Here is a 24563-nt window from a genome sequence, read left to right as displayed (position 1 = left end):
GGCAGAAGTTGCTCTCCAAGCCAACCCGCTCAGCTTCCGGAGCCCCATCATGCCCTCTGCACGTTTCACCCTGCTCACTGCCTCCCTGGTCTGCGCCCTGATCATTCTCGACACCAACATTGTCGCGGTCAGCCTGCCCAGCATCGCCCGGGACCTGTCCGGCTCGTTCGCCGATATCGAGTGGGTAGTCAGCGCCTACCTGCTGGCCTTCGCCGCCTGCCTGTTGCCCGCCGGCAGCCTGGCCGACCGTTTTGGCCGGCGGCGCATGCTGCTGCTCGGCCTGGTGCTGTTCGGTTTGGCCTCGCTGGCGTGTGGTGCCGCGCCCAACCTGCTGTTCCTTGACCTGGCCAGGGCCGCCAAGGGTGTGGGGGCTGCGTTGTTGCTGACCTCGGCCCTGGCCGCAATCGGCAACCGCTTTCATGAGCCGCAGGAGCGCATGCGCGCGTGGGCTTTCTGGGGTGCCTGCATGGGCGCCACGATCACCTTTGCGCCGTTACTGGGCGGGGTGATCGCCAGCACACTGGGCTGGCGCTGGATCTTCTACATCAACCTGCCGCTGGTAGCGCTGCTTGCAGTGATGGTGATGCGCAGTGTCGAGGAATCCCGCGACAGTGCTGCCGCCCGGCTCGACCCATGGGGCAGCCTGACTTTTGCGGGCAGCCTGGGTTACCTGATCTGGGCGATGATCGATGCCGGCCAGGTGGGCTGGGGCAGCGCGCAAACGTTAGGTCGGCTGGTGATCAGCGCCTTCTTGTTCGGCGTGTTCGTCTTGGTCGAACGCAGCCAGCAGCGGCCAATGATCGACCTGCGGCTGATGCGCAGTGCGCGCTTCGTCGGCGCCTTGCTGGGCATGTTCGCCTACGCCGCTTGCGCCCAGGTGATGATGACCCTGCTGCCGTTGTACCTGCAGAACGGCCTGCAGCTGTCGGCCCTTGCCGCCGGTGCGGGCATGTTGCCATTCGCCGTGGCCATGCTGCTGATGCCGCGGGTGGGCATGCGCCTGGCCGCGCACTGCAGCGCTGCGCAGGTGTTTGCGCTTGGGCTGGTGCTGGTAGGGGTAGGCAACCTGCTGTGTGCCTGGGCGGCAAGCCATGGCGGCTATGGCGCGTTTGCACTGGCCAGCCTGGTACAGGGTGCGGGCGCCGGGCTGCTCAACGGCGATACGCAGAAGAACATCATGGCCTGTGTGCCCCGCGAGCGTACTGGCATGGCGTCGGGGCTGAGCACCACCACGCGGTTCGGCGCGATCGTGCTGGCAATTGGTGTACTGGGCGCAGTGCTGGCCGCCCGTACCGGGGAGCTGCTGAAGGAGGCGATGGCAGTGGTGGCGCCAGCGCAGCTGGGAGAGGTTACAACGATGGCCGCGCGAGTGGCTGCCGGTGACCTGACCGCGGCGTTGGCCTTGCTGGATCCCGCCTTGCGTGCCGAGGTTGCTCCCCTGGCCCGGCAGGCGTTCATCGGTGGCTTTGAGAGCGTGCTGCACGTCGCAGGCATTGCCGCCCTGGTGTTTGCCATTGTCGTCGGTGTCTTGCTGAGCCGCCCGCCAGTTCAGCAGGAAACGTGGGCTGAGCACGGTGCATGAGCCCTCATGCGGCGTCACAAGGTAGCGTTTTGCAATTATTTCTTCCTGGGCGCTCAACTATTTCGAACGGTAAATGTCATTGATTGCGGGCCCTTTGAGTGATGCCAAAGTGCAATGAAAGCCATCTGATAGCCTGATGGCAAAAAGCCGCTATCGCACAAAACTGTGTAGATGGTGGAAAATCACGTTTTTGCCATACCAAGGCATCACCCTGGGGCGAAGAAGTCGTCCTCGAACATCGGGCGATTCCGCCGGCGTTTACCGCAGCCGGCTGCTCGGCGGATGGCTTTTAAATGGCTTTATCCCTTGTTTTACAAGGGTTTTAGTAAAAATAGCGGTCACACTATGAGCACTCACGGAGGAGGACTGGACCAGGATTCAGGTTTGTCATGGAGGATGTGCTGCAAACCCCGCCATCAACTCTGTCGATCTTCCTGATCAAGTGCTGTAGCCCACGTTTTACGTGGCGTTCATGGCTTTTCGCACATTTTGCCGACTGCTGACTTCAGCCATTTTAAATGTCCGAATGGTCAGGTTTTGTCCATCGAAAATATAGGTTAGCGGCCAATTTTTAGAGTTGGCCCGGTAGTGCTATTGCGCATACCGCCAAGGTGCAGCAGCGCCACCTAGTTCGTTGATTTCCCCAGTATTATCAGGGCTATAGCCCTGATTTTGGCGTGGCTTTATTGGCCAATGCCCGGGCCTGATTTTGGTTGCCAGGCGTCAAAAGCTTTTACACGGGTGTGCAAAAATGCGTCGCGGATTGCAGGTAATAGTGCAATCTGTCAAAATTTCGCTGTTGCACATTTCTAAGTCTTGGATGAAAATGCTGCTTCATGGAGCGAGATATGGACGAACTGGGACAAACCACAACGTCATGGGGCAGCGGTGCGGGCGAGGACGTGGATGTTCGCGCGCTACGACGCTACAACCGGTTGCTGGGTGTTTTGCTGGATATCGGGGAGTGGGCCTGCATCGGCTTGCTGCCTTGTGTAGCGGTGGCCGCCATCTGGCTGGTGACGCAAACGAATTTTGAAAACGTCGTGTTCTATGACGGAACCGACTCGATTTGCATTTACGACGGAACGACAGGGGAAATCCGCAATGTCGAGTAAGGAAACCCAACACGGAACCCCTGGTGGTGATGCGCCGCAGGCCCGGCGGGGCACCGATGAAGAAAAGCTGCTGGAGCTGGCACTGGACGAAACGCCCGGTGAGGCCGCAGCCACCGTCAGGGAAGTCAAGCGTCTGCAGCTGGAATGCCTGGATCTCAAGCGCCGTAACAAGCGCGTCTGGGGGCAGCTGCTGGCCCTGACTTGCGTGTTTGGCGTAACCATCGCGGCGGTGGTGTTCTGGTACCCGAAGTACCGCTGGATTCCGACCACTGACAACCATGCCATCTGTGAAGTCTCCACCGAAAACAACCCGCGCGTCACCCCTGCGACGCTGGCCGAGTACGCCAAGGATGCGGTGGTCAACTCGTACTCCTACGACTATGTGAACTACCGCTCCAACCTCAACGCCGCGGGTGCGCGCTGGTACACCGATGAGGGGCGCAAGGCCTTCCTGAAGACGCTCGACGATTCCGGCAACCTGGAGCGCGTGCTGAAGGGGCGGATGATCCTGCGGGCCATGGCCACCCAGGTGGCCCAGGTCGAAGAAAGCGGTGTGCTGGCGAGCGGGCAGAACTACTGGGTGGTACAGGTGCCGATTGCCATCGAGTTCTATGTCGGCGGTGACCAGCAGGCACGCTCGCGCCAGGATTTCCTCGCAGCCGTAACCATCGTCCAGATCCCCGCTTCGGCCACCAATACCAAAGGCATCGCCGTCGATTCTGTTCAGCTGTCGCCGTACACCTCAAGGAAGTGACCATGAAGAAGCATCTGATCGCATCGTTGCTTGCGAGCGCTATCGCCATCCCGGCATTTGCCAACGAGGCGCCAGAAGCGCCTGCCGCCGAGGGTGGCATGGGGCAGATTGGCGCGACGCAAGCTGGCGAAGCTCCGCCCCAGCCACCGATGAATGGCCTGGGCCGGCAAGTATCCAGTGTTGCTCAAGTGGTCTACCCGCGCCCGGAAGATGTCATCAGCGACACGGTACAGGACGTTCAGGATTCGCAACTGACCTCGTCGCAGGTAGAGCTGATCAAGCAGCTTTGGCTGGAGCGTGAAAAGCAGAAGGCCACGGCCTACATAAGCCCGGCCAAACCTGTGACCCGCACGCTTGCGCTGAACCTGGACCCGGGTGTGTCGCCACCCATCGTTCGCCTGAGCAAGGGGCAGCAGTCGTCGATCGTGTTCTCCGACTATGCCGGGCAACCATGGATGATCCAGAACGTGTCGATCAACCGCGAACTGTTCAGCGACGGACGCGAGCGAGGCGGTCAGAACGGTCAGAACGGCACTGCTGCACCGACCAACATCCTCACCCTGGACCCCGCCACAGCGGCGGCCTACGGCAACGTCACCGTTACCCTGCGCGGGCTGGCCACGCCGATCATCCTGATCCTGGCCGCCGGCCAGGACGAAGTGGACATGCGTGTCGATGCCAAGGTGCCGGGGCGCAACCCGGATGCGACAGCGAGTGTGGCAATGCTGCGGATGCCGTCGATCGACGAGGCGCTCACGTACTTCCTGGATGGTGTGCCGCCGAAAGAGGCCAACCGCCTGAAGGTGACCGGGCTGGAGGGCGTCGAGGCCTGGAGCTATGGCCCGAACATGTACGTGAAAGCCAAGGCTGATGCGCAATACCCGGCCTACACCAACGCTGCGCGAAGCACCACCGGTGTGGCGGTGTATCGCTACGCGGGCCTGCAGAACAGCGTCACGTTCACGACTGGCGGGCAAGCCGTAACCGTCTTCATCGAGCAAGGGAATCTGCAATGAGTGATAACAACATGCCGCCGAACGACTCGGGCTTCGATGAGGAAGACGAGCACCTGGTAGCCGATCGCGACGGGCCGGCTGGCTCCCACGTGAAAAAGGCGCGCAAGTCCGATGAAATGCAGCGCAACCTGCGGGCGGTGTTCGGTTCCGGTGTCGGCAAGATTTCGCTGATTGCTGCAGGGTTGGTCGTGCTGGCGCTGGGCGCCCTGGCCTACAACGGCATGTCTTCGAAGAGCGCGCCTGCGGGCAAGGCGTCCACGGTGGACGTGCCGAATGCGCCGCAACCTGAAGTGTCGATCGACCCTATTTCCACGGCCGAAGCAGAGCGCCGTGCGCAGCGTAGCTCGCTGGAGGCCGAACAGGCTGCCGAGCGCGGGATGTCATATCAGCCTGGCTTCGATCCGAACATCGTGCAGTCCACCGGAAGGGATCTGGCCCGTGGCCAGAGCGCCCAGTTCAATGTGCCTGGGCAGCCGTACAATGACGGCAACCAGCGTCCGCCCGAGATTTACATCGGCGCTGGGCAGCCGCCTCGTGAATCCGCTCAGGTTTCGCAGCAGACTGGTGCGGCCAACGCACAGTACCAGGAGCAGGAACGCCGGCGCCTTGAGGAGGAGCTGAAAAAGGCCGAGGAGCAGCGCGACCAATACGTCAGCGAGCTGAAAAGCGAAACGCTGAAGTCGATCAAGCAGCTGATGGGCGAGTCTGAAAGTGCCAAGGGGTTCGCCGAGAAAAGCAGCTTCAGCACCGTCAGCTACTACCCGACCGAGCGCGCGGGCAGCGGTGCGACAGGCCCCGCGCTGCGGACCGCCAAGGAAGACAAGGACCCCAATGCCATCGAGGCCGTGGGTGACACCGACCGGGCGTTGCTGATCAAGACCGGTACCATCATGTACGCCACGCTCGATGCCGAGGTCAACACCGATGATGGCGGCGACGTGCTGGCGACCATTCGGGGAGGCAAGTGGAACGGCGCCAAGCTGATCGGCAAGATCGAGCAGGCGCCCGACAATATTCGCGTGAAATTCACCATCCTTGCGCCACCGGTCAACGACCCTCGTCCGACCATGCGCATCAGCGCCGTGGCACTGCGCGAGGATGATGCCAAGCAAGGCATTGCCGAGACCAAGGACCATCACACCATGGAGCGCTATTTCGCCCTGGGTGCTGCCTCGCTGTTGTCTGGTTACGGGCGGGCTTACCAGCAGACAGCGGGTACCACGGTCATCAGCCCGAGCGGTGTCGTGGCGCAGACCACTACCGAGCCTTCGACCAAGCAGGTGATCGGTTCGTCGGTGGGTGAAATGGGCACCGCGATCGCCGGGGAAGTGCGCCGCGGCTTCAACCGCCCGGCTACCTACGCAACGCCTGCAAACAAGGGCTTTGGCCTGTTCTTCCTGCAAGACGTTCACGATCAATCTCGATAAGGAGTTCGACATGAAGAACTGGTCATTCGGAAAACTCATCGGCGTTTTTGCCGGCAGCTTCCTGGCGCTCATCGTGCTCGCCGTGGTCGTGATCAAGGCAACCTCGTCGCCATCGGCCAAGGCCAGGCGCACCATGCAGGCCCAGGCACAATCGGTGCAACAGCCGCGCATGGATGTGCTGAGCATCGAGTTGGCCAAGTCCCGGGAGCAGGCCCAAGCGGCGCTGCTGGCCCAGGAAAACAGCGAAAAACAGCTGAAGATCGTACGCGAGGAATCGCAGCGCAATACCCAGCTGCTGCTGAACCAGATCAAAGCCCTGGACAACAACCTGTCCGGCCTGCAGCAGCGCATGAAGTTCTATGAAGACAGCCGTCAGCGTGTGGAGGTGATCAAGCCACCGCGCAGGGAGCCGGCGCCTGCTGTTGCACAGGGCTACGCCAAGCGCGCGCACCCGATCCCGCAATCCACTGGCTACAAGGTGCAGGCGGTGGTCGGGCACCGGGCCTGGGTGAAAAATGGCGATAGCGAAGACAGCGTAAAGGCCGGCGACCCGTTGCCGCCGGTACAGCGCGAATTGAAAGTGCTTGCCGTCGATCGCGACAGCGGCATCGTAGTTACCTCACCCGCTCTTTAAAACAGGGACGTTGTCATGGCGGCCGGATTTGCCGATCTAGTAGATGTAATGGTCAATATCGGGAAGGTCATCCCGACCGCGATCATGATGTGCCAAGGTATTGCTGCGCTTATCGGCCTTTACCTGACCGGCGCTGCGTTGATCGAGATATGGGGTGTCACCCATGACAACGCGTTGAAATATGTGGCCGGGCGACAGCGGTTTTCTGTCGGCTCTGCCTGTGTGCAATTGGTGATCGGCTCTATCTTGCTGGCGATCGGTACGCTGGAGTGGATGGGCATCATGTCGCGAACCCTGACCGGGGATTATGCCAACTCGCGCATGCTGTCCTATTCCTCGACCGGGACGACTTTGCAAGAACAGGCACAACTCGCAACGTTGGCCCTGCTGGGCATCATGCAGGTTGTCGGTCTGATTGCCATGGTGAAAGGTTGGTTGACGGTAAACGGTTACTACAACAATCAAACTCAAGCCGGCCTCGGTACCGCCAGCGGATGGATCATCGGCGGGGTCCTGGCGTGGAACTTCAAATGGTTCAGCGATGTACTCAACAACACAATCGGATTCAATCTGGTTGGCCTTTTCACGCCGTGGTCGTAACGGCTTTTCGAAACATGAAATACAAGGAGCGTCACTAATGAAAGCACTCAAAACCCTGAAAGCTGCATACGATTCGGCCAAGGTTCGTGCAACTACCGCTGCCATTGCTGCGCTGACTGCCCCGTCGGCATTCGCCATCACCAAGACTGACCTGACCCAGGATACGTCCGGCGGCAAAACGGCCAGCGATGTCATGACCAACATCGACGACACCGCTCAGGGTGGCGCCACGCTGCTGATCTCGCTGGTGTCTATTGGTGGTTTCGTGGTCGTCGCCATCTCGCTGTACACCCTGTGGAAAGCCTCCAAGGATGAGCGTGAGAAGCCGATGTCGGCGATTGTCGGGCTGTTCATCGGCGGCCTGATGGCCGGTGTCGGTACCGTGATGTGGATCATGCGCAACACCATGATCGACTAAGGCTGTGCGCCGCTGAACCTATGGCGGGGCGCAATGCCCCGCACCACAAGAACAGTTTCGGGAATATTCGGACGTGAGCGAACCAAACGCTTCTGAACGCGGGGCACACACTGTGCCCACGCTGTCGAGTGGCTATCTCAGTCGAACGGCCAACCAGCCGGTATTTGGCGTGCGTCGGCCACTGTGGCGCTCTGACGATGACCAACGCAAACTGTTCAGCGATGAAAACAGCAAACTTCGCACTTCGGTGTGGCAGCGCGACAATTACACCTGCCGCTTCTGCGGGTTCAAGTCTGCCAAGTTTCAGGAACTTCATGCACTGGACGGCAACGCCGACAACTGCACCAAGGAAAACCTGATCACCGCGTGCAACCTGTGTCGTCAGGTTCATCATCTTGGCGCCTGCGCCATGAATGACACCGGCTTTTTCGTCGCCGTGCAGGAACTGACGCAAACCGAGATCAATAACATTGCCCGCTGTATCTACGTCAATGAGTTGCTCGATGACGTGGCGGTCAATGAAAAACTCGCCAGCTTGCTGGCGGCTTTCAGGTTTCGTGGCAATGACACGCTGAAAGAAATATTCGGTGGCGAAGTCATTACCGTGCTTGGCGTGGCGGAAACCCTCGCGAGCAAGCAACTTGTCAGCGATGAAGAATTTGGTAAGCGCGCTGAATGGCTGGCGCCGTTACGGCTGTTTCCAACCAAAAGCGCGTTCAAAGATGGACAACTTGAATATTACGCGGCCAACAACCGCGCGCTGTTCCTGCCCGATAACTGGACGGCATTGACCGGCCAGTTAATGAAGAATTTTGCTTGATGCAGCCGCTCGTACTGCTGCTCAGTCTCGCCGTTGAGAGCGTTGGCAAGGGAGAACAAGGAAATGTTTAACAAACTCGAGGCGGTGATCCTGACGGTTCTGAGCCAGCTCAAGGCAGACGTGCAGGACTATTGCGACCTTGAAACGGTCGACGGTGGGCAGTCCATCGTCGCCAACGACGGTTCACTGGCGTCCATCGTACGTTTCAACGGCACCAAGAGCGTACTGGGGCGCGAACAGTTCGAGCGCCTGGTGAGCCTGCTGGAGGCCTCGCTTTCGGTGTACTTCAAGGTGCGTGGTCATCATCTGCAGATCGTTTTCAGCCGCGACCTGGATGCGACCGCGCCGCTGGAGCAGAATGCCTCACAGCAGGCAGCAACTGCCGAGCGGCTGAACCTCAATGTGCGGCACCTGATCAACGAAGGCGTGAGCAAGTACGCCCAGTATGTGTATGACGAAGAATGCTACCTGGTGTTCTGGTCGCGGCCCGCGCTGCTTGACCAGACCGAACGGTCGATGGCGCGCGAGGCGCTGAACGAGTTCAGAAAAGAATCGGAATGGCCGGCCACCGCCGACGCGCAGAACCTGTTGCGGCCCATTTCCTACCTCAAGGACCGCCACCTTTCCTTTGTCACCAAGATTTCCGAAGACCTGACGTCCCCCGAGTTCGGTTGCTCGGCGGATGTGCTCGACGTCAGTGAAGCGATCCGCGCCATCCGCGCGAAGGTGAACCCTGATATCACGCCGCGTACCTGGAAGCCCTACATTCCGGGCAGCGCCATTCCGATGCGCTGGAAGACCAGCAAGCGCAGTGGCGACATGTCAGAGTTCATGTACCCCACGCTGCCCAGCCAGATCATGGTCACGTCGGCTGAAATCGGCAGTGGCGAGCGCACCAGCCTGCTGCCGGACCCTACCAGCGTGCGGGTTGGCGCGCGCGTGTATGCGCCATTGCTGATGTCGATTCCACCGGCAGAGCCGCAATACTTCAACACCCTGTTCAACAGCCTCAACCGCGCGGAAACCCAGGAAAACGGTGTGTCACGCGCCTTGCCGTATTCGGTGTCGATCATGCTGTCGTCCGACGGCATGAGCGTACTGGCCTGGAAAAGCCTGTTTGCCCAGTTGCTGTCGGTAACCTCCGAACAGAACCGCAACATCAACCTGGCCACCAAGGAGCTGCGCGAGCGCGTGCGTGATGGGGAGTGCATGGTCAAGCTGCAAGTTGCCGCCATGACCTGGGCCAGCCCGGACGAGAAAGGCGTGAAGGAGCTTGCGCTGCGCAAGTCCAAGCTCTGGCGCACGCTGGAGGCCTGGGGCCAGCCGGTGTTCATCGAACGCACCGGCAACCCGATGCAGGCGTTCCAGTCCAACTGCCTGGCCTTGACCACCAAGCATCTTGGCGACCCTGCCGCAGCCCCGCTTGGCGATGCCGTGGCCATGCTGCCGCTGACCCGGCCAGCCTCGCCGTTCCAGGAAGGTTCGACCATCTACCGCAGCCTGGACGGCAAGATCCTCAAGTACCAGCGTTTCTCGTCCCAGCAGACCACCTGGATCACGCTGATCGCAGGCAAGCCGGGTTCGGGCAAGTCGGTGCTGATGAACAACAACCACTTCGAGTCCTGCCTGATGCCTGGCCTGACGGGCCTGCCTTACATCGGCATTACCGACATCGGGATTTCCTCGTCCGGTTTCTGTGACCTGGTGCGCGACAACCTGCCACCCCGGCTTCATCACCTGGTGGTGTACAAACGTTTGCAGAACGCCAGGAAAGACTGCATCAACCCGCTGGATACGCCGTTGGGCCAGCGTTACCCGCTGCCGAAGGACCGTGAGTTCAACAAGAACTTCCTGACCATTCTGGTGACACCGCCCGAGCGCGAAAAGCCCTATGAAGGGATGAGCAACTTCGTCGGCCGGATGGTTGACCTTGCCTACCGCCGCAAGGACGACAAGATCGAGCGGGCCAGCCCGGAAACCTACAAGCCGGGGCACAACGATGTCGTGGACTCTGCCGTGGCGCAGCTTGGCTTCCGGATTCTTCCGGCGACCACCTACTGGGAGCTGGTCGACGCGATGTTCGATGCCGGCATGGTGTACGAGGCAGAGGTGACCCAGCGCTTCGCGGTGCCAACCCTCAATGACCTGGTGGCGGTGGCGTCGACCGAGGAGGTGCGGGCCGAATACGAGGGTTCCGGCGAGGTCGGGCGTAGCCTGGTCGATGCCTTCATCCTGGGTATCCGCGAGGCGGTGGGTGACTTCCCGGTGTTCTCCGATCACACCCGCTTCGACGTCGGCAGCGCCCGCATCGTGGCCCTTGACCTGCAGGACGTGGCGCTGCAAGGCTCTGCATCGGCGAAAAAGCAGACGGCCTTGATGTACATGATCGCCCGCCAGTGCTTCATGAAGAAGGTGGCCTTCTCGAAGGAGGACTTCCCGTTCTTCACCGAGAAGTACCTGCCGTTCTACGAGCGCCTGGTGGCGGACCTGGTGGATGAATACAAGGTCATGTGCATGGACGAATTCCACAAGACCGGTGGCCACGTGGGCTTGCAGGAACAGATGCAGACCGATGGCCGTGAGGCCCGTAAGTGGAACATGGAGATCATCCTGGCTTCGCAGTTGATGGAAGACTTCGGCCAGCTGACCAAGATCGCCACGGCCACCTTCATCCTCGACTCGGGCACCAAGGAAACCCGCGACTGGCTGCGCAAGAACATCGGCCTGTCCGACACCGAAGAGCACGCGCTGGTCAACTTCGTGCATGGGGCCAACAAGCATGGCTGTACCTTCCTGGCGCGCTTCGAAACCAAAAACGCCACCTACAGCCAGCTGTTCACCATGTCTGCCGGGCCGATGCGCCTGTGGGCACTGACCACCACCGCCGAGGACCGGAAGCTGCGCACCATGCTCTACGAGCACATGCCGCGCCCGGACGCGCTCGCATTGCTGGCGCGCCGCTTCCCGTCGGGTGGCTGCAAGGACATGGTGGAGCGGCTCAAGCGCGAGACGTTCAAGGATGTCGAGTTCGTCGATGACGACATGGAGCAGTCCGTGATTGCGCGCATCGCCAAGGATCTGGTCGCTGACTACATCAGCGCCAGTGCATACGAAGACGTAGTGTGAGGGAGTGACAGATGGCTCAGTACAAGGGCGCATCCCGTCAGCATGAGGTCAGCACCAGCCGGCGGCGCAAAGACACGCGCCTGGCCGGGCAGCGCTTCAGTGATTTTTTCCAGTCTGCTGACGGCGCAGTATTCGGCACGTTCGCCTTGCCGGTGCTGGCGCTGATTTCGATCAAGGTGCCCTTTTCCGGTGAGCTGCTGTTGTTGCTGGCCTGGGCGTTCAAGCGCAAGTTCGTCGACGTTGAAAACCGCGCCTTCGATTTCCCTTACCGGGTACCCAAGCTGGCGGACGTCAATGACGGCTCGTACAAGGGCATGAAGAAAGGCGAGGGCGTGACGCTGTTCGGCAATGACCTGGAGAGCAAAGAGCAGATCTACGCCGGCGACAGTGACCTGCGCACCCACCAACTGGTGCTGGGCACCACGGGCTCCGGTAAGCCGCAGCCCAAGCATGCCAAGGTGCTGACGCCGGGCGGCTGGGTGGAAATGGGCTGCATCCGGGTCGGCGACAGCGTGTGCACGCCCGATGGCAAGCAGGCTGCGGTGCTGCGGGTGATCGAGCAGGGTATCCAGCCGATCTGGACCGTGGCCACGCGGGACGGGCGGCGGGCGCAAGCCACCGGTGACCACCTGTGGCGGGTGCTTACCCGCGGGCAGGATGGCAGCGAAGAGGCCCACACCGTGACCACCGATGCCATTCGCGAACTGATGGCGCGCGGCATCGTGGTGATGCTGCCCAAGGTGCGCAAGAAGCGCGGCTCGGCCAAGTTCAATGGCTGGGCCCAGGTGTGGAAAGTGACGGCTGCCGGCCAGGCGCCTTGCCAGTGCATCGAGATCGATCACCCACACCACCTGTACATCACCGACGACAGCCTGGTCACCCATAACACCGAGCTGTTGCTCGGCATCGTGTTCAACGCCCTGGTGCAGAACACCGGTTTCATCTACGTCGACGGCAAAGGTGACCCGAAGCTGCAGAAGGAAATTTTCCGCCTGTCGCGCTACCTGGGCCGCGAAGATGACCTGTTGATCATCAACTTCATCACCTCTGGCCGCGACTTCGTCGAGAAGCAGGTCGACAAGGTGACCAACAACATGAACATGATGGGGAATACCTCGTCGGGCATGTTGATCGAGCTGATCGTGTCGCTGATGGATGACTCCGGTGGCGGCGGCGACATGTGGAAGGGGCGTGCGATCATGTTCGTGGCAGCCCTGACGCGGCCGCTGACCTATCTGCGGGACAAGGGTCACATCAACCTGTCGCCCGAGAAGTACCTGGAGTACTTCGAGCTGAACGTGATCGAAGAGCTGGTGTGGGAGCACGGCGGCAAGTACGGCGAGATGTTCGACGTGATCGTGGCCCCGCTGCGCTCGTACCTGCTGACGCTGCCGGGTTACCAGAAGGCCAAGTTCAAGAAACAGGAAACCAAGACCCTGGAGCAGCACGGCTACATCGTCATGCAGCTGGGGCGCATCTTCAACGACCTGACCTTCAACTACGGCCATATCTTCAAGACACGCGTCGGTGACGTGGACTTCTACGATGTGGTGATCAACCGCCGCTTGCTGGTGGTGCTGCTGCCGGCGCTGGAGCGTGCACCGGACAGCATGCGCATGCTTGGCAAGATGATCGTAGGCAGCATCAAGCAGATGATGGCCGGCTGCCTGGGCAACCGGGTAGAAGGGGTGGTACGCGAAATCATCGACAGCCGGCCAACGGGCTCCAAGTTCCCGTTCTATACCATCCTCGACGAATACGGCTATTACGCCGTGGTCGGCTTCGCCGTGGCGCCGGCCCAGGCGCGTAGCCTGGGCTTCAGTGTCACCTTCGCGGCCCAGGACTTTTCCTCGCTGAAGAAATCCAGCGCCGAAGAAGCGGATGCCACCTGGGAAAACACCAACATCCGCGCCGTCGGCCGCCTGACCTCGGGCACCGAATCGGAAACCTGGCGGCGCGTGCAGGGCGCGGCGGCCGAATCTTCGCAGGCCATGCTGGGCAACTTCGAGCGTACTGCGGGCAACGAAAAGCTGCGGCAGTCGGACAACATTGCCATCGAGCAGCGCAGCCGGTTGAACTACGACGACGTCGCCATGCAGGAAAACGGCGAGTTCACCTTCCTGGTCGGCAAGAAGTCGCAGAATGGCAAAACCGGCGGGGTGGCACTTATCCGCGGCATGGGCTTCTACACGGCCGGCCCGGCACCGAAAGAAATGCGCATCAACGATTTCATTCCGGTCGAGCCGCCCGAGCCTTCGGACTTGCCGCAGAACCGCCAGTCCCGCCAGGCATTCATCGACAGCCTGAAGGATGGTTCTTTTGCCAGGCGGGTGCGCGCGGTAGTGAAGGGTGACCCTACCTTTGCCCGCATGCACAGTGTGTTCGAACATAATTATGTCGACCCGGACCGGCCTGTGCTGGGTCGGTTGGACACCTCGTTCGGGGTGCTCGGGGCGTATTTGTCCGGCGACCTGAAGAGGCCGGCTCCAGTAGCACCGCTGACAGAAAAACCGGCACCGCAGGCCCCTGCCGAGGTGCCAGTTGCGGCAGTTGCTACAGCAGCTCCCGTAACCGCGCCGCACGTTGACCCTATGAGCCCGGAGTCCATCCAGGCAAGCATCCTGGCCGTTGCGGACCTTTTGGCCGTGACGCCAGTGCCGCCCGCCACTGCACCGATAGACGAGCAGGCACTGGACGATGAATGGGCGCGTGAGCTGGCCATGGTCATGCCGCAGCAGATGCTCGACATGCAGGTGATGGCCAGCGGCGAAGGCTTTGCATCGCTGTCGGACAAGTGGGCCGCGCAAGAGCGGATCGAGCAAACCTGCGCAGAGATTGCCCGGCAAACGGACTACAGCGTAACCCCTGAACCCGATGCTCAGGGTGTGGCCCGCATGCGTGAGCGGCTGGGTAACCTGCAGGCCCAGTGCCGCTTGATGATGAAGGAGCAGTCGGGCGAGTAGGCAACCGGGCAAGGCCGTCGGTCGGCGCGCAATTCTATTTTATGTCATAAATTGACGACGATAGATATCTGACAGATAATCAGAAACCAGAATTTTTGCATGCTAGGGTGAGGCGATGGGGTTGTTCAGTTCAGGGAAGAAAGCTGCGAAATTCGCGTTCGTCACCATGCCCATGGCGGCACTGGGCGTGAATCAGCTGCGCATGGGCAACCAGCACATCAAAGCACTCTGGCGTTCCAACTTCAGCCCCGCTTGCCCCGAGTGCGAGCGGGGTGTGCTGCTCAAGGCAGAAGGGGACCATCAGGAGTTCGAGCAGGGGCCGAAAGGCAAGATGCGTGTGCTGCACCGCTGGGGTTGCAACAACTGCGACTTCGCCTTGCTTGAAGAAGATGACGTCAAGAAGGTCAAGGAGCATGCCGCGCGCTACCGCAACGAGCGGGTCAAGGCGCAGCTGACCACCATCGAACGTGATGAGATCGACCGGATTGCACGTAACCACCGCTTGCACTCCAGGGCGTTCTTCATTGCCAGCGCGGTCGCGATTGCCGGGTTTGTCTACATGCTGGCGTCGGGCGCGGGCATCCTGGTCGCCCTCAACTGGTTGTCGATCGGCTTCGCTCTCTGGGTATTCGGCATGAAGAAGTCCTATCGCAGCTGGCAGGTCTCGACGGGGCAGCTGTTTGTCGAAGGCGCGTTCTGGTTCTGGTTCCAGCATCAGAAGTGGATTATCTGAACATGGCGCGCAACGGGCTCCAATGGGTTCTCGCCGTGCTGGTGCTGTGGTCTGCGCAGGTGCTGGCCGATGACTTCTATGCCGTGCGGCCTGCGGATATCGACTGCGTCGTGCAGGCCGCACAGCGCCAGGGTGTGCCGGCCAATGTGCTGCTGGCCATTTCCAGCAAGGAGAGCGGCAAGAACGGGCAAAGCGTGTCGAACAGCAACGGCACCTTCGACCTTGGCCATTTCCAGATCAATACCACCCACTGGGGGCCAAAAGGCGTATTCGCCTCGTACCCGGCCATTACCAAATCCGATGTCGCCTGGCGCGGTTGCTACAACGCCGAGCTGGCGGCCTGGCTGCTACGCCAGAAGCTTGCCGAGAACAATGGTCAGGACTTCTGGACACGTGCGGCCAACTACCACTCCCGCACCCGCAAATTCAACGACATCTACAAGAAAGACCTGATCCCGCTCGCGGTGAAATGGGGCAAATACCTTGAACGGCAGCGCCATGACCGGCTGGTGGTCAGCTACCAGTAACAGGCCGCCGCGGGTTGCCCTGCGCAGGGTCGATCAGAATGACAATTTCAGGAGTTTTTACATGAAAGGAATGCTCATGGGTGCACGCTGCTGCAAGGCTGGGGGCGTGCTGCTTGCGTTGGTTGCGCTGGGGGGCTGTGCCAGCTCTGCCAAACCGACCACCGACGATACCGAGGCGTTTGCCAGCCGGATCATCGCCGACAAGGTGTCGGTGGCGGTCAACTCTCAGCACAATTACGTATCGCGCTTGAACGCTGACCGTGTGCAAGCCGCCTCTCGCCAGGCTGCGGTCGACACCGACCAGGTGGATATCGACTTCATCGGCAAGCCCCAGGAGCTGCTGCAGACCTTCGCCAGCCGCTACGGCTATGCCTACGTCGAGAGCGGTAAGCGTGTGGACCTCAAACCCATCAACGTGTGGGTACGCAAGGCCACCCCGATCAACGTCCTCAAGGATGTGGGCGCGCAGATCGACACCGGTGCCGATGTGGTGCTCGACAAGAGCACCAATACGCTGCGCCTGATCTACAAGCCGGTACCGTTGGCGCTGGGGAGGGGCTGAACATGGCGATGGACATGCCTCCGATGACCCTCGAGGACGCCGAGCGCCTCTATGACAAGCCTGCCTACGTTCAGCAGCAGGGCGACACCGGCGATGCCAAGTCGGCTGTCGAGGCCATGCGCGACGAGAAGAACCAGGCATCGGCAGCCCGTGGCGAAGCCATTCTCGATGCCGCGCTGCAGGTCGGTGTAAAAGCTGGCCTGGCCTGGCAGCTCACCAACATCAACAAGGCGCTGAAGGTGCGCGAGCGCGAGTTCGATACGGTCTATGACTTCAGCAGCCTGATGATCCAGGACCGCGTGGTGCCGCCGGTGATCACCGAAGCGCGCCACCTGTATAACCAGGACGGCGACTACACGCTGCGCCTTTCAGGGGCCGCCTACAAGATCGAATCGCAGGCGCGCTTTTCGTCCGTGCCGCCCAGCTGGCGCGAATACCTGAGCTTCCCGCTGCCCAGCTTCGACCGTACCTCGCTGGTTTCGGCACTGGTGCCGCGTTCCGACGAGGAAGAGCGGGTGTGGAAACTTGCCGTGCGTGAGGGCTGGCAACAAGGTGTCGAGCAGGCCAACCTGATGCTGACCTACGGCTTCGACCGGATGAACCGCGATATCGATGGCATGCGCCGTTTCAGTGAGTTCGCCCGCCACGGCCAGGTCACCATGCCGATCATCTCGGGTGCTGCGATCCCTGTTACTCGGGAAGGGCGGTCGATGGCGGTGGATGAAACCCTGCTGCGCATCACCGCCTTGCCCGAGTTCAACGACAACATGAACGTGTGGCGCAGTTCGATCGCCACCTCGACCATTGCCAACCCGCCACACCGTGCGCCGGTAACCCATGCTGGCAGCCCGGCGCCATCGCCGGCTGCAGCGCGACAGCCCGCGGGCGCTGAAGGCGGGCGGGAATGAAGCAGGACTTCCACGACGACGTGATGATGCTGGAGCCGGGTGCGATGATCGAGCGCCTGGAGCGCCTGACCAGTTACGAAGACCCGTTTCGCTTCGACCGCGCCGACCAGTTCAAGGCGATGATGCTGGAAACCCTGACCCATGGCGTCAGCGATATCTTCATCCAGCCCGCGTTGCCGGTAGTGGTGAAGAAGTACGGGCGGTTGTATGCGGTCACCCGCCGTACGCTCGATGTCGGGGAAGTCAACGAACTGTTGAAGATGGCGGCCAACCGGGATACCGCCACTACCGATATCGTGTCCGGGACGGCGGTCAACGAGCGGTACGAGTTGTTCGACCCGCAGCGCAAGGATGCGCGAGGCGCCCGTCTGCGTTATGCCTACCGGGTAAACGCCTCGCCTATTGCCTGTCATGGCGATACGTCGTGCCAGATTGTCATCCGCGCCATTCCCGACGACCCGCCCCGTATCCAGGACGTCGGCCTGAGCGAGGACATCGTCAGAATGGCCACGCCGCGTGATGGCATCGTCTATGTGGCCGGGGCCACGGGCCATGGCAAGACCACCACGTTTGCCGCCATCAACCGTTTCATCCTGGAAAACGACACGCCGATCAAGGGCAACCTGATCAGCCATGAGGAGCCGATCGAGTTCACCTACGACAAGGTCCAGAGCAAGCATTCGATCTTTGTGCAGTCGCAGATTCCCACGCACTTCAAAGACTTCTACCGGGCCAACCGTGAGGCCATGCGACGTGCGCCCGGCCTGTGCGTGATCGGTGAATTGCGCGACCAGGAGACCATTCGCGCAGCGGTGGAGCTGTCGCTGACGGGGCACCCGGTGTTCGGCACGGTGCACGCCAAGGATGTGGCGGCGATCATGCGTCGGATGATTTCCCGTTTTCCAGAGCAGGAGCGTGCCACCGCCATCTACGACCTGGTCGATACCAGCCGGTTCATGATGGCGCAGAAGCTGGTACCTACGGTGGATGGCAAGCGCACCGCTGCCCGATCGTGGCTGAGGTTTACCGAGCAGGTGCGTGACACCTTGATGGACCTGACCGATATGGGCCGGGTAACTCAGCGGGTTGCCGAGTTCGTGCGTGAAGAAGGGCATACCTTTGCTGCCGAGGCAGATCGCCTGCTGGCCGCGGGCCTGATCAGCGAGGCGACTGCCCGCGACCTGCGCCACGGCTAAGGTGCTGGCTGCCCATTAATGCTGACTGCAACGAGTTTACGGAGAAGTTATGGCAACAGGACGGTATCACTGGAGCAGATGCGCTCCACCCGCACGTTTTTTCGTGATCAACGCAAGCGCCGCCTTGCCTTGGTTGATGTTGTTGCTGGTGCCGGCGCTGTGGAAGTATCTGCTGCCACTGGCGCTGTGCATGACGTTTGCGCTGGTCTACATCGAGGTGGTGAAGAAAATGACCGTGCGGGCGGTTTGCCGCCGAGCCGCAGTGTTCATGGTGGGGCGAGTGCGTACCACGCACAATTTGCTCAAGGAACTGGCCAGGTAGTTGGCAAGACAGACATGACCGGCAGAGTCTTTGTGGCGGCCAGAGGAGGCGTTGAATGAAGCAACAGGGAGGTGGGCAGAAGAGCTTTACCTGGGATGACCCCGCCATTTTGCTCGGGATCATGGCGGTGCTTTACCTCGGGGGGTGGGGTGCCTGGTACTTCGCTCACGACAAGATTGCCAAGGTGTATACCTACGTTCGCTACGTCGAGCTGTGGTTGCCCAGTGTGCTGGGTGACTTTGCCGCGCTGCCGGGTATTGCCTCGATCAACCAGTGGGTCGGGCGCATGTGTGCGCCGCAAGGCATCATCGGTGCCTGTCAGCGAGATTTTTCGAGCGTGGCGTGGGGTGAAATCACTTCGTCGTCGCTGTTCATGAATGGTTTTTTCCTGCTGCTGATTGTGATCCTGTCGGTGCGCATGTTCCTGCGTATCAACAAGACCCACCCCAAGCTCAGGTTCACCAAAACGCACAATATCAAGAGCTTTGTGCAAGAGAACAAGGCGCAGTACCCGCACCTGCGCATGTTCGCCGAGCTCGACCTGATCGCCCAGCCGCTGGACCACCCGGTGTTCGGCATGTCGCAGACCTCCCGCCAGTTTGCCTACCGGCACTTGCTGATCAGTGGTTGGCAAGAGCAATCGGATCGCAGCTGGGCGCCAACCCTGGATCGCGAGAAAACCACCGAGGTGATGCGTCGCCAGCTCGGCCAGCACTGGACCCGGGTTGCCAACCTGACGCCGGCAGAAACCCTGCTGGTAGCGATAGCGTTGCCGCGGGTGGTCGCCACCGATACGGCGCTGGATGACAATGCTTTCAAGGCGGCAATGGCCGACAGCGACTACATGGTTGCCTGGTGCTGGGACCAGTTCAAGGCACCTGTCGGCAAGGCCGAGCAGCGGGGCGACCCTTATGCCTGGCTGAAGCCCGAAGTGCCGCTGGAAGAGCCTCGGGCGATCATCCAGAAGTACATCAAGCACCCCAATGCCAGTGCGATCCTGCACGCGCACGCATTCGTGCGCACCATTATCTTTGCCATGTTCTTCCAGGCGCGCCGCCTGGGTGTGCTGCCACCCGCAGAAATGCGCTGGCTGCGCTTCTTCGATCGTGACATGTGGTATGCCCTGCAGACGATCGGGCGCCAGGCCGGGTTCCCGGAAGCGCCGGGGATCCTGTCGCATTTCCTGTATGAGTGCAAAGCGGGTGTATCACTGGCGGAGCCCCAGCTGGACAAGGCGGTCAACGGGCTTGAGCTGGCGATCTCGGCATACAAGTATTCCGAGGCGGACAAGAAGCGCTATGAGGCCATGCAGCAGGACAGGTATGCCGAAGCACAAGGGGCAGCGCTCGATGAAGGCGCTGCCTGAAGCGCCAGCCTTAAAGGGTTGCATAGAAGCAAAGGGCCATCTATTAAGATGGCCTTTTTTTGTTTTTTTGGTGCCTTTTTTTACTTTTTTGTTAGAATGCGGTCGTATTGGATTCTTAATAAGGACATCGAGCCATGAAAGGTGTGATTGCAAGACCTGTCGCCATGCTGGCGGCGCTTGCGGCGGGGGTTTCAGTCGCCCATGCCGCCCCGGCACAATCGGCGGACCTCTCTGCCTTCATCACCGCTCAAGGCACCGCACAAGTAAACCCGGCCCAGCAGGAACTTGATGACCTGACCGCGCAGCGGGTATCGCGCTATGGGCGTATTGTCAGCGCCCGGCCGGTCGGCCTCGGCGGGCTGACCGCGTGGACCGTGGAAAAGAACGGCCACCAGGTTGTGCTTTTCAGTACGCCGGACTCTGCGGTGCTGTTCACCGGCGTGGCCTGGAATGCTGAAACGGGCAGCAATATCTCCGATGCCTTCCTGCCTGGCGTCGCCCAGGCCGTGGTCACGCCGCCTGCTGCTGCCCCGGTTGCGGCCGCGCCAGCTGCGCCGCAGATGTCACCCGTTGACGCGCCGAATGTGCGCGAAGCCGCCGCCATGGATGGCACCTTCAAGGGCGCGATCCCGGAGTCGATGAAAACCGTCGACGCCCTGGCAGGCATCAAGGAAGGCAAGGGCGGTATCGGCGATACCGTTTACATCATCATCGACCCACGTTGCCCCTACTGCCGCGAAGCGTACAACCTGACAAGGGCATACGCAGCCAAGGGCCATTCCATCAAGTGGATCCCGTCCGCAGCGCTGGGTAACCCGGCAGATGGCGTGCCGCTGGCCGCCACCATCCTGCAGACCAAGGACCAGAATATGCTGGCGCGGGTGCTGGGCAAACATGAACAGGTCCGCTCCGAGCCATCGCCGGAAACCGTCGAGCAGCTAAGCACCAACCTGGCGTTTCTGTTCGCCGCATTCGAACACAACGGCAAGGAACAGGCCGGTGTGCCGGCTGCATTCTTCATCGATCACCGTACAGGGAAGCCAAGGATGATGACCGGCCTTTCGCAGGCGGTCGTGCTTGAAGACATCTTTGGAAAACTTTAAGGAGCAAAGTACATGAAAGCCAAAGCGCCGAACTTCGAGTTCGACCCCAGTATCCGCATCTTCGGTTCGGGCGAGCACCTGCTGGTGGTGTTCGACAGCCAAAGCCCCCATGACGCACAGCGGGCTACCCGTACCGTGCGTATCGCCAGGGCGTTCCAGCAGCTGTCGCTGGTAGTGGCCGGCTTCGACGCGGCTGAAGACGATGGCCATCAGCGGGTGCTCAAAGGCAGCGTCAGCCTGGCGATCGAAGGCGATGACGGGCTGCCGGCCAGTCACGAACTGGCGGCCCTGCAACTGGTGTTTCATGCCGAGGCAGACCGCAAGGGTGCGCTTACCCATATCGAGCCTGCGCTGGTTGCCTACAAAGTGCGCCAGGCCCTTTCGGAATGCCTGAACGAGGCCCTGAACGACTACTTCAAGCGCGAAGAAGCGGAAAGGGCGGCTGTGCCAGCAGAGGCCGTACGCCCGGTTCCGGTGACTGCCCCGCAGTACCAGAGCGCAGCGCCACAGCCTTCGCGCAAGGCCCTGCGCGAGCAGGACGCAAACAATGCCGAGCGCCAGGCCAGGTCACGCCGGCGCAAGACCGCAATGGCCTGGCTGGTGCCGCCTTTGGTAGTAATTGCGGTGATGGCGACCATGTCTCATCTTGCTTCCTCTCAGTCGCCGATTGAGAATGCTGTCGCGCAGCAGATGGCGAACGACCCGGAGTCGATCAAGGCGCAAGTGGAACTGACCAAGCAGACCCTGCAGTCCATGGGGCTTGATCCAGGTCAGGGCGGTGATATTGGGTGCCTGGCGCCGCAATGATTGCCATTGCTTCCTGCTTCACGGATGGGGTATGCCTTTCGCTGGTTTGCGGGCGCGTAGAATGCCGGGGAACCCTCCCGCGTCGCCCGAATGCTGCCTTGCGGTGCCGAAGGAGGATCTTTTCCAGGATTGGAGAATGAGAGCAGGCCGGCCCACGAAGCCTGGTGCTGCTGTTCTGCTTGAGCGGAGTGTTTATGCCTGCGCAGGCACTTTAAGACTATTTTGGATTGGAAATCTTAGGTACGTATATGCGACCAGCGAATGAAGTTAAAGACGGGGCCAAGTTATTGTCCCTTGCCCAGGGCCTGAGGTCGCTGCTGGTCCCCTCGCCAGATGTACTGGCCGACACCGTCAAAGAGTTGCACCCGTTGGTCAATCTGTCCGACAAGGTGCTGCCTCTGAAGTCGTATTTCAACATGGTCCAGGACATCCAGCGGGCCAAGCATACCCAGGCCGCCATGCGCGCTGCCGACGAGCCGCTTAGCCGGGAGGCTATTCAGCAGGGCGTGTCGCGCAAGCTCTGTACCGAAGACATCTTCATGGTTGCCTGTTCATTCCTGGAAGTGGAAATCGCCAAGCAAGGCTCGGTGTACTACCTGAGCGGCGAATCACCCGATTTCAAGGAGACCAAGAAGAACCGAAACCCGCTCGACTTGTCCGATGAGGTCGTGCTGAAGAACCTCTCCAGTGGCCTGGCGCGTCCGGACACCGATCGCGGGGCTGTAGAGCGGGGGCAGATCGACAGCGGGTTCAACCACCTGGTGCGGCTGAACCAGTTGCATAACCTGATGGTGGAATCGGTGCGGTTGATGAAGGCGGACGAGCGCCTGACCAAGGTCGATATCCGCAAGAAATTCAACATTTCGCACACGGACTACGAGCGCATGATGTCGATGGCGCGGCGGTCCGGGCTGATCTCGTTCCGCAACCGCAAGAAGGACCCGTCCAACTCCTACACCTTGCGCAATGACAACCATGAGCGGGTGTCGGAGCACGCCAAGAATTTTGGCCACACGCCGCAGAAGATGCTGAACAAGATTCTGGATGACTTCTTCGGAATGCTGGAAAAACGCAAAAAGCACGAGGACTGATTTACATGGGAATCCAGGGCCATAGGGACGTTGGGCCGGCAATAAGTGCAGAGGAACGGGCCCGTGTAGCGCGGGCGGCCAGGCAGGTGGTGGCGTATGCCAATTTTCTGCGCTGGACGGCGAACTTCAAGCGGGACGAAGTGCTGCGCCATCCTGAACACCACCGCGTGATACTGCTCTCGCCCATGCAAAGTGGGCGTTTCAGCTTTGCCCTGGAGGGCGACACTTTGTATGTCGGTGTCCAGCCATTCGAGGCAGCCTGGGCTTCGTGCATGCCTTTCGAAGCCGCCTACGTCTCTGACCGGCTGTACCTGTCGGTGGAGGGTGTGAACTTCATGGATTCGCGCATGCCGCCGCTGGCGCTGGGCATTTTCGTCGACGAGGGTGAAAAACGTGCGCGCATGGCCGCTGCTCGTTTCGTCCAGTTCGTGCAGGTGTCGGTCCGTGACGGCTACGTGGTCGAGGTGGGCGAGCCGTGTGGCGAACCTGTCGAGATGCACACGGGGGACGTGGTGCGTCAGCTGCGCGAGACCCGCCAGGCGAAGGTGCAGCAGCAAGACATGGGGCGGTTCTTCTGATGCGCTCAAGCAGACTTTTCAAGTAAGGATACGTGCATGACCAAGTGTAAACTCATCCTGCCCGTGCTGGCCGCCGTGGCAATGGCGGGCTGTGTCACGACCGAGCAGATGTCGGACGGGACGACCAAGATTCGTTTCTCGGACGAAGCGGTCAGCTCGCTGACTTCGATGATGCCCAATGGCCTCGTCACCGCTGTTGGTGGCGGGGCAAGCAGCGGCGAGCTGGACCTGATCCCGACCAAAAGCCTGGCCGGCAGCGGGCTCTACCTGTATTTCAATGGCCGGTACGACTTCGCCTGCGCGAGCGCCTTGCTCTACAGTGCGAAATCCGGACAGGACCTGGACAAGAACACCAATGCGTCATGTCGCGACAGGTATTTCCAGCGTCAAGCGGAACTGAAGCTGGCGGGTAGCCCTTATGACAGGGCCGCGCCTAGCTATGATGCGCGCAACCCGCCTGATGCTTACTGGGGCAAACTGAAGGGCCAGACCCTTGGCCAGCTGGCGAGTACGCAGCAGTTTGCTGCGCGCTTCACGGCAATTCCGCGCATCGACAGCAATGGCAGCATCACCATAACGCCAGGCTTCATGGGCGAGGGAAGTGGGCGGCATGTGGCCCTGGTTACCACCCCTCACCGAATTCCGGTTGTCATGGATGATGCCGGTTTCGCGACGCAGATGCGCTCGCAGGCAAGCAGACTCAATACCCGATCCGGTGAGTGGACCACGTGCGATGCAGTGCTTGCCTACACCTCCACAAAGGACAGGGGTCGGCGCCCGGCCACTATTTCGGCGAACGAGTATTTGCAGTATGAGGTGCAGTTCACGGTTGCTTCGATGTCGTGCCGTGATGGTTTGCGCACCTACAAGAGCGTTTCACAGCAGGCCGCCGTGCGCTGATCCGTATTTGTGAAT

Annotated in this window: 23 protein-coding genes; all 23 read left to right on the top strand. The window is 60.8% G+C overall.

Annotation, left to right across the window (positions count from 1 at the left end; translation table 11 throughout):
• Positions 1-49: 49 nt before the first annotated feature.
• The 23 genes from ABI582_RS25200 (at position 50) to ABI582_RS25090 (ending at position 24548) form a co-directional block, all read left to right on the top strand.
• Positions 50-1582: an MFS transporter gene (locus ABI582_RS25200; RefSeq protein ID WP_442120605.1), complete on the top strand. Its 1533-nt coding sequence runs from the start codon at positions 50-52 to the stop codon at positions 1580-1582.
• Between the two features lie 848 nt (positions 1583-2430).
• On the top strand, positions 2431-2697 hold the full coding sequence (locus ABI582_RS25195) for a hypothetical protein (protein ID WP_043201404.1): 267 nt from the start codon (positions 2431-2433) through the stop codon (positions 2695-2697).
• Positions 2687-3451 carry a DotI/IcmL family type IV secretion protein gene (locus ABI582_RS25190; protein ID WP_338745321.1) on the top strand — a complete coding sequence of 255 codons (765 nt, stop codon included), beginning with the start codon at positions 2687-2689 and terminating at the stop codon, positions 3449-3451. The genes ABI582_RS25195 and ABI582_RS25190 overlap by 11 nt, the downstream gene beginning before the upstream one ends.
• A gap of 2 nt (positions 3452-3453) precedes the next feature.
• The gene (locus ABI582_RS25185; protein WP_338745320.1) at positions 3454-4467 is read left to right on the top strand and encodes a DotH/IcmK family type IV secretion protein; all 1014 of its coding nucleotides are present in this window, start codon (positions 3454-3456) and stop codon (positions 4465-4467) included.
• Positions 4464-5894 (top strand): DotG/IcmE/VirB10 family protein, encoded by a 1431-nt coding sequence (locus ABI582_RS25180; protein WP_442120604.1) that lies wholly within the window; start codon positions 4464-4466, stop codon positions 5892-5894. Before ABI582_RS25185 ends, ABI582_RS25180 begins: the two co-directional genes overlap by 4 nt.
• Before the next feature lie 10 nt (positions 5895-5904).
• A complete protein-coding gene (locus ABI582_RS25175; RefSeq protein ID WP_442120603.1) occupies positions 5905-6528 on the top strand; it encodes a hypothetical protein in 624 nt (207 codons plus the stop codon).
• Between the two features lie 15 nt (positions 6529-6543).
• The gene (locus ABI582_RS25170; protein WP_019097480.1) at positions 6544-7128 is read left to right on the top strand and encodes a hypothetical protein; all 585 of its coding nucleotides are present in this window, start codon (positions 6544-6546) and stop codon (positions 7126-7128) included.
• Positions 7129-7165: 37 nt separating this feature from the next.
• Complete coding sequence (locus ABI582_RS25165; protein WP_043201388.1) at positions 7166-7546, top strand: hypothetical protein; 381 nt, start codon at positions 7166-7168, stop codon at positions 7544-7546.
• 73 nt (positions 7547-7619) lie between these two features.
• Positions 7620-8366 (top strand): HNH endonuclease, encoded by a 747-nt coding sequence (locus ABI582_RS25160; RefSeq protein ID WP_442120602.1) that lies wholly within the window; start codon positions 7620-7622, stop codon positions 8364-8366.
• Positions 8367-8429: 63 nt separating this feature from the next.
• Positions 8430-11492, top strand: a complete 3063-nt coding sequence (locus tag ABI582_RS25155) for a type IV secretion protein DotO (protein ID WP_442120601.1) — start codon at positions 8430-8432, stop codon at positions 11490-11492.
• Positions 11493-11503: 11 nt separating this feature from the next.
• A complete protein-coding gene (locus ABI582_RS25150; RefSeq protein ID WP_442120600.1) occupies positions 11504-14455 on the top strand; it encodes a TraM recognition domain-containing protein in 2952 nt (983 codons plus the stop codon).
• Between the two features lie 115 nt (positions 14456-14570).
• A complete protein-coding gene (locus ABI582_RS25145; protein ID WP_442120599.1) occupies positions 14571-15188 on the top strand; it encodes a hypothetical protein in 618 nt (205 codons plus the stop codon).
• A complete protein-coding gene (locus ABI582_RS25140; protein ID WP_442120598.1) occupies positions 15176-15715 on the top strand; it encodes a transglycosylase SLT domain-containing protein in 540 nt (179 codons plus the stop codon). The genes ABI582_RS25145 and ABI582_RS25140 overlap by 13 nt, the downstream gene beginning before the upstream one ends.
• Before the next feature lie 61 nt (positions 15716-15776).
• Positions 15777-16277 (top strand): DotD/TraH family lipoprotein, encoded by a 501-nt coding sequence (locus ABI582_RS25135; RefSeq protein WP_231995295.1) that lies wholly within the window; start codon positions 15777-15779, stop codon positions 16275-16277.
• Positions 16278-16291: 14 nt separating this feature from the next.
• Positions 16292-17185, top strand: coding sequence for a type IV secretory system conjugative DNA transfer family protein (locus tag ABI582_RS25130; RefSeq protein WP_338745310.1), 894 nt, complete (start codon positions 16292-16294; stop codon positions 17183-17185).
• Entirely contained in the window at positions 17182-18381 is a 1200-nt protein-coding gene (locus tag ABI582_RS25125; protein WP_338745309.1) for an ATPase, T2SS/T4P/T4SS family, read from the top strand. Before ABI582_RS25130 ends, ABI582_RS25125 begins: the two co-directional genes overlap by 4 nt.
• 103 nt (positions 18382-18484) lie before the next feature.
• Positions 18485-18703 carry a hypothetical protein gene (locus tag ABI582_RS25120; protein WP_338745308.1) on the top strand — a complete coding sequence of 73 codons (219 nt, stop codon included), beginning with the start codon at positions 18485-18487 and terminating at the stop codon, positions 18701-18703.
• Positions 18704-18758: 55 nt separating this feature from the next.
• Positions 18759-20069 carry a secretion/conjugation apparatus DotM-related subunit gene (locus ABI582_RS25115; RefSeq protein WP_442120597.1) on the top strand — a complete coding sequence of 437 codons (1311 nt, stop codon included), beginning with the start codon at positions 18759-18761 and terminating at the stop codon, positions 20067-20069.
• A gap of 134 nt (positions 20070-20203) precedes the next feature.
• Positions 20204-21172: a hypothetical protein gene (locus ABI582_RS25110; RefSeq protein WP_338745306.1), complete on the top strand. Its 969-nt coding sequence runs from the start codon at positions 20204-20206 to the stop codon at positions 21170-21172.
• A 12-nt stretch (positions 21173-21184) separates the two neighbouring features.
• Entirely contained in the window at positions 21185-21979 is a 795-nt protein-coding gene (locus ABI582_RS25105) for a hypothetical protein (protein WP_442120596.1), read from the top strand.
• A gap of 287 nt (positions 21980-22266) precedes the next feature.
• Entirely contained in the window at positions 22267-23070 is an 804-nt protein-coding gene (locus ABI582_RS25100; RefSeq protein WP_256590642.1) for a hypothetical protein, read from the top strand.
• An 89-nt stretch (positions 23071-23159) separates the two neighbouring features.
• Entirely contained in the window at positions 23160-23648 is a 489-nt protein-coding gene (locus ABI582_RS25095; RefSeq protein WP_442120595.1) for a hypothetical protein, read from the top strand.
• Positions 23649-23684: 36 nt separating this feature from the next.
• Entirely contained in the window at positions 23685-24548 is an 864-nt protein-coding gene (locus ABI582_RS25090; protein WP_338745303.1) for a hypothetical protein, read from the top strand.
• Positions 24549-24563: the final 15 nt, after the last annotated feature.

Source organism: Pseudomonas sp. SAS7 (genome assembly GCF_052112345.1).
Lineage (GTDB): Bacteria > Pseudomonadota > Gammaproteobacteria > Pseudomonadales > Pseudomonadaceae > Aquipseudomonas > Aquipseudomonas putida_Q.
The sequence above is the reverse complement of the archived record's forward strand: the minus strand, read 5'-3'. Positions and strand labels throughout refer to the sequence as shown.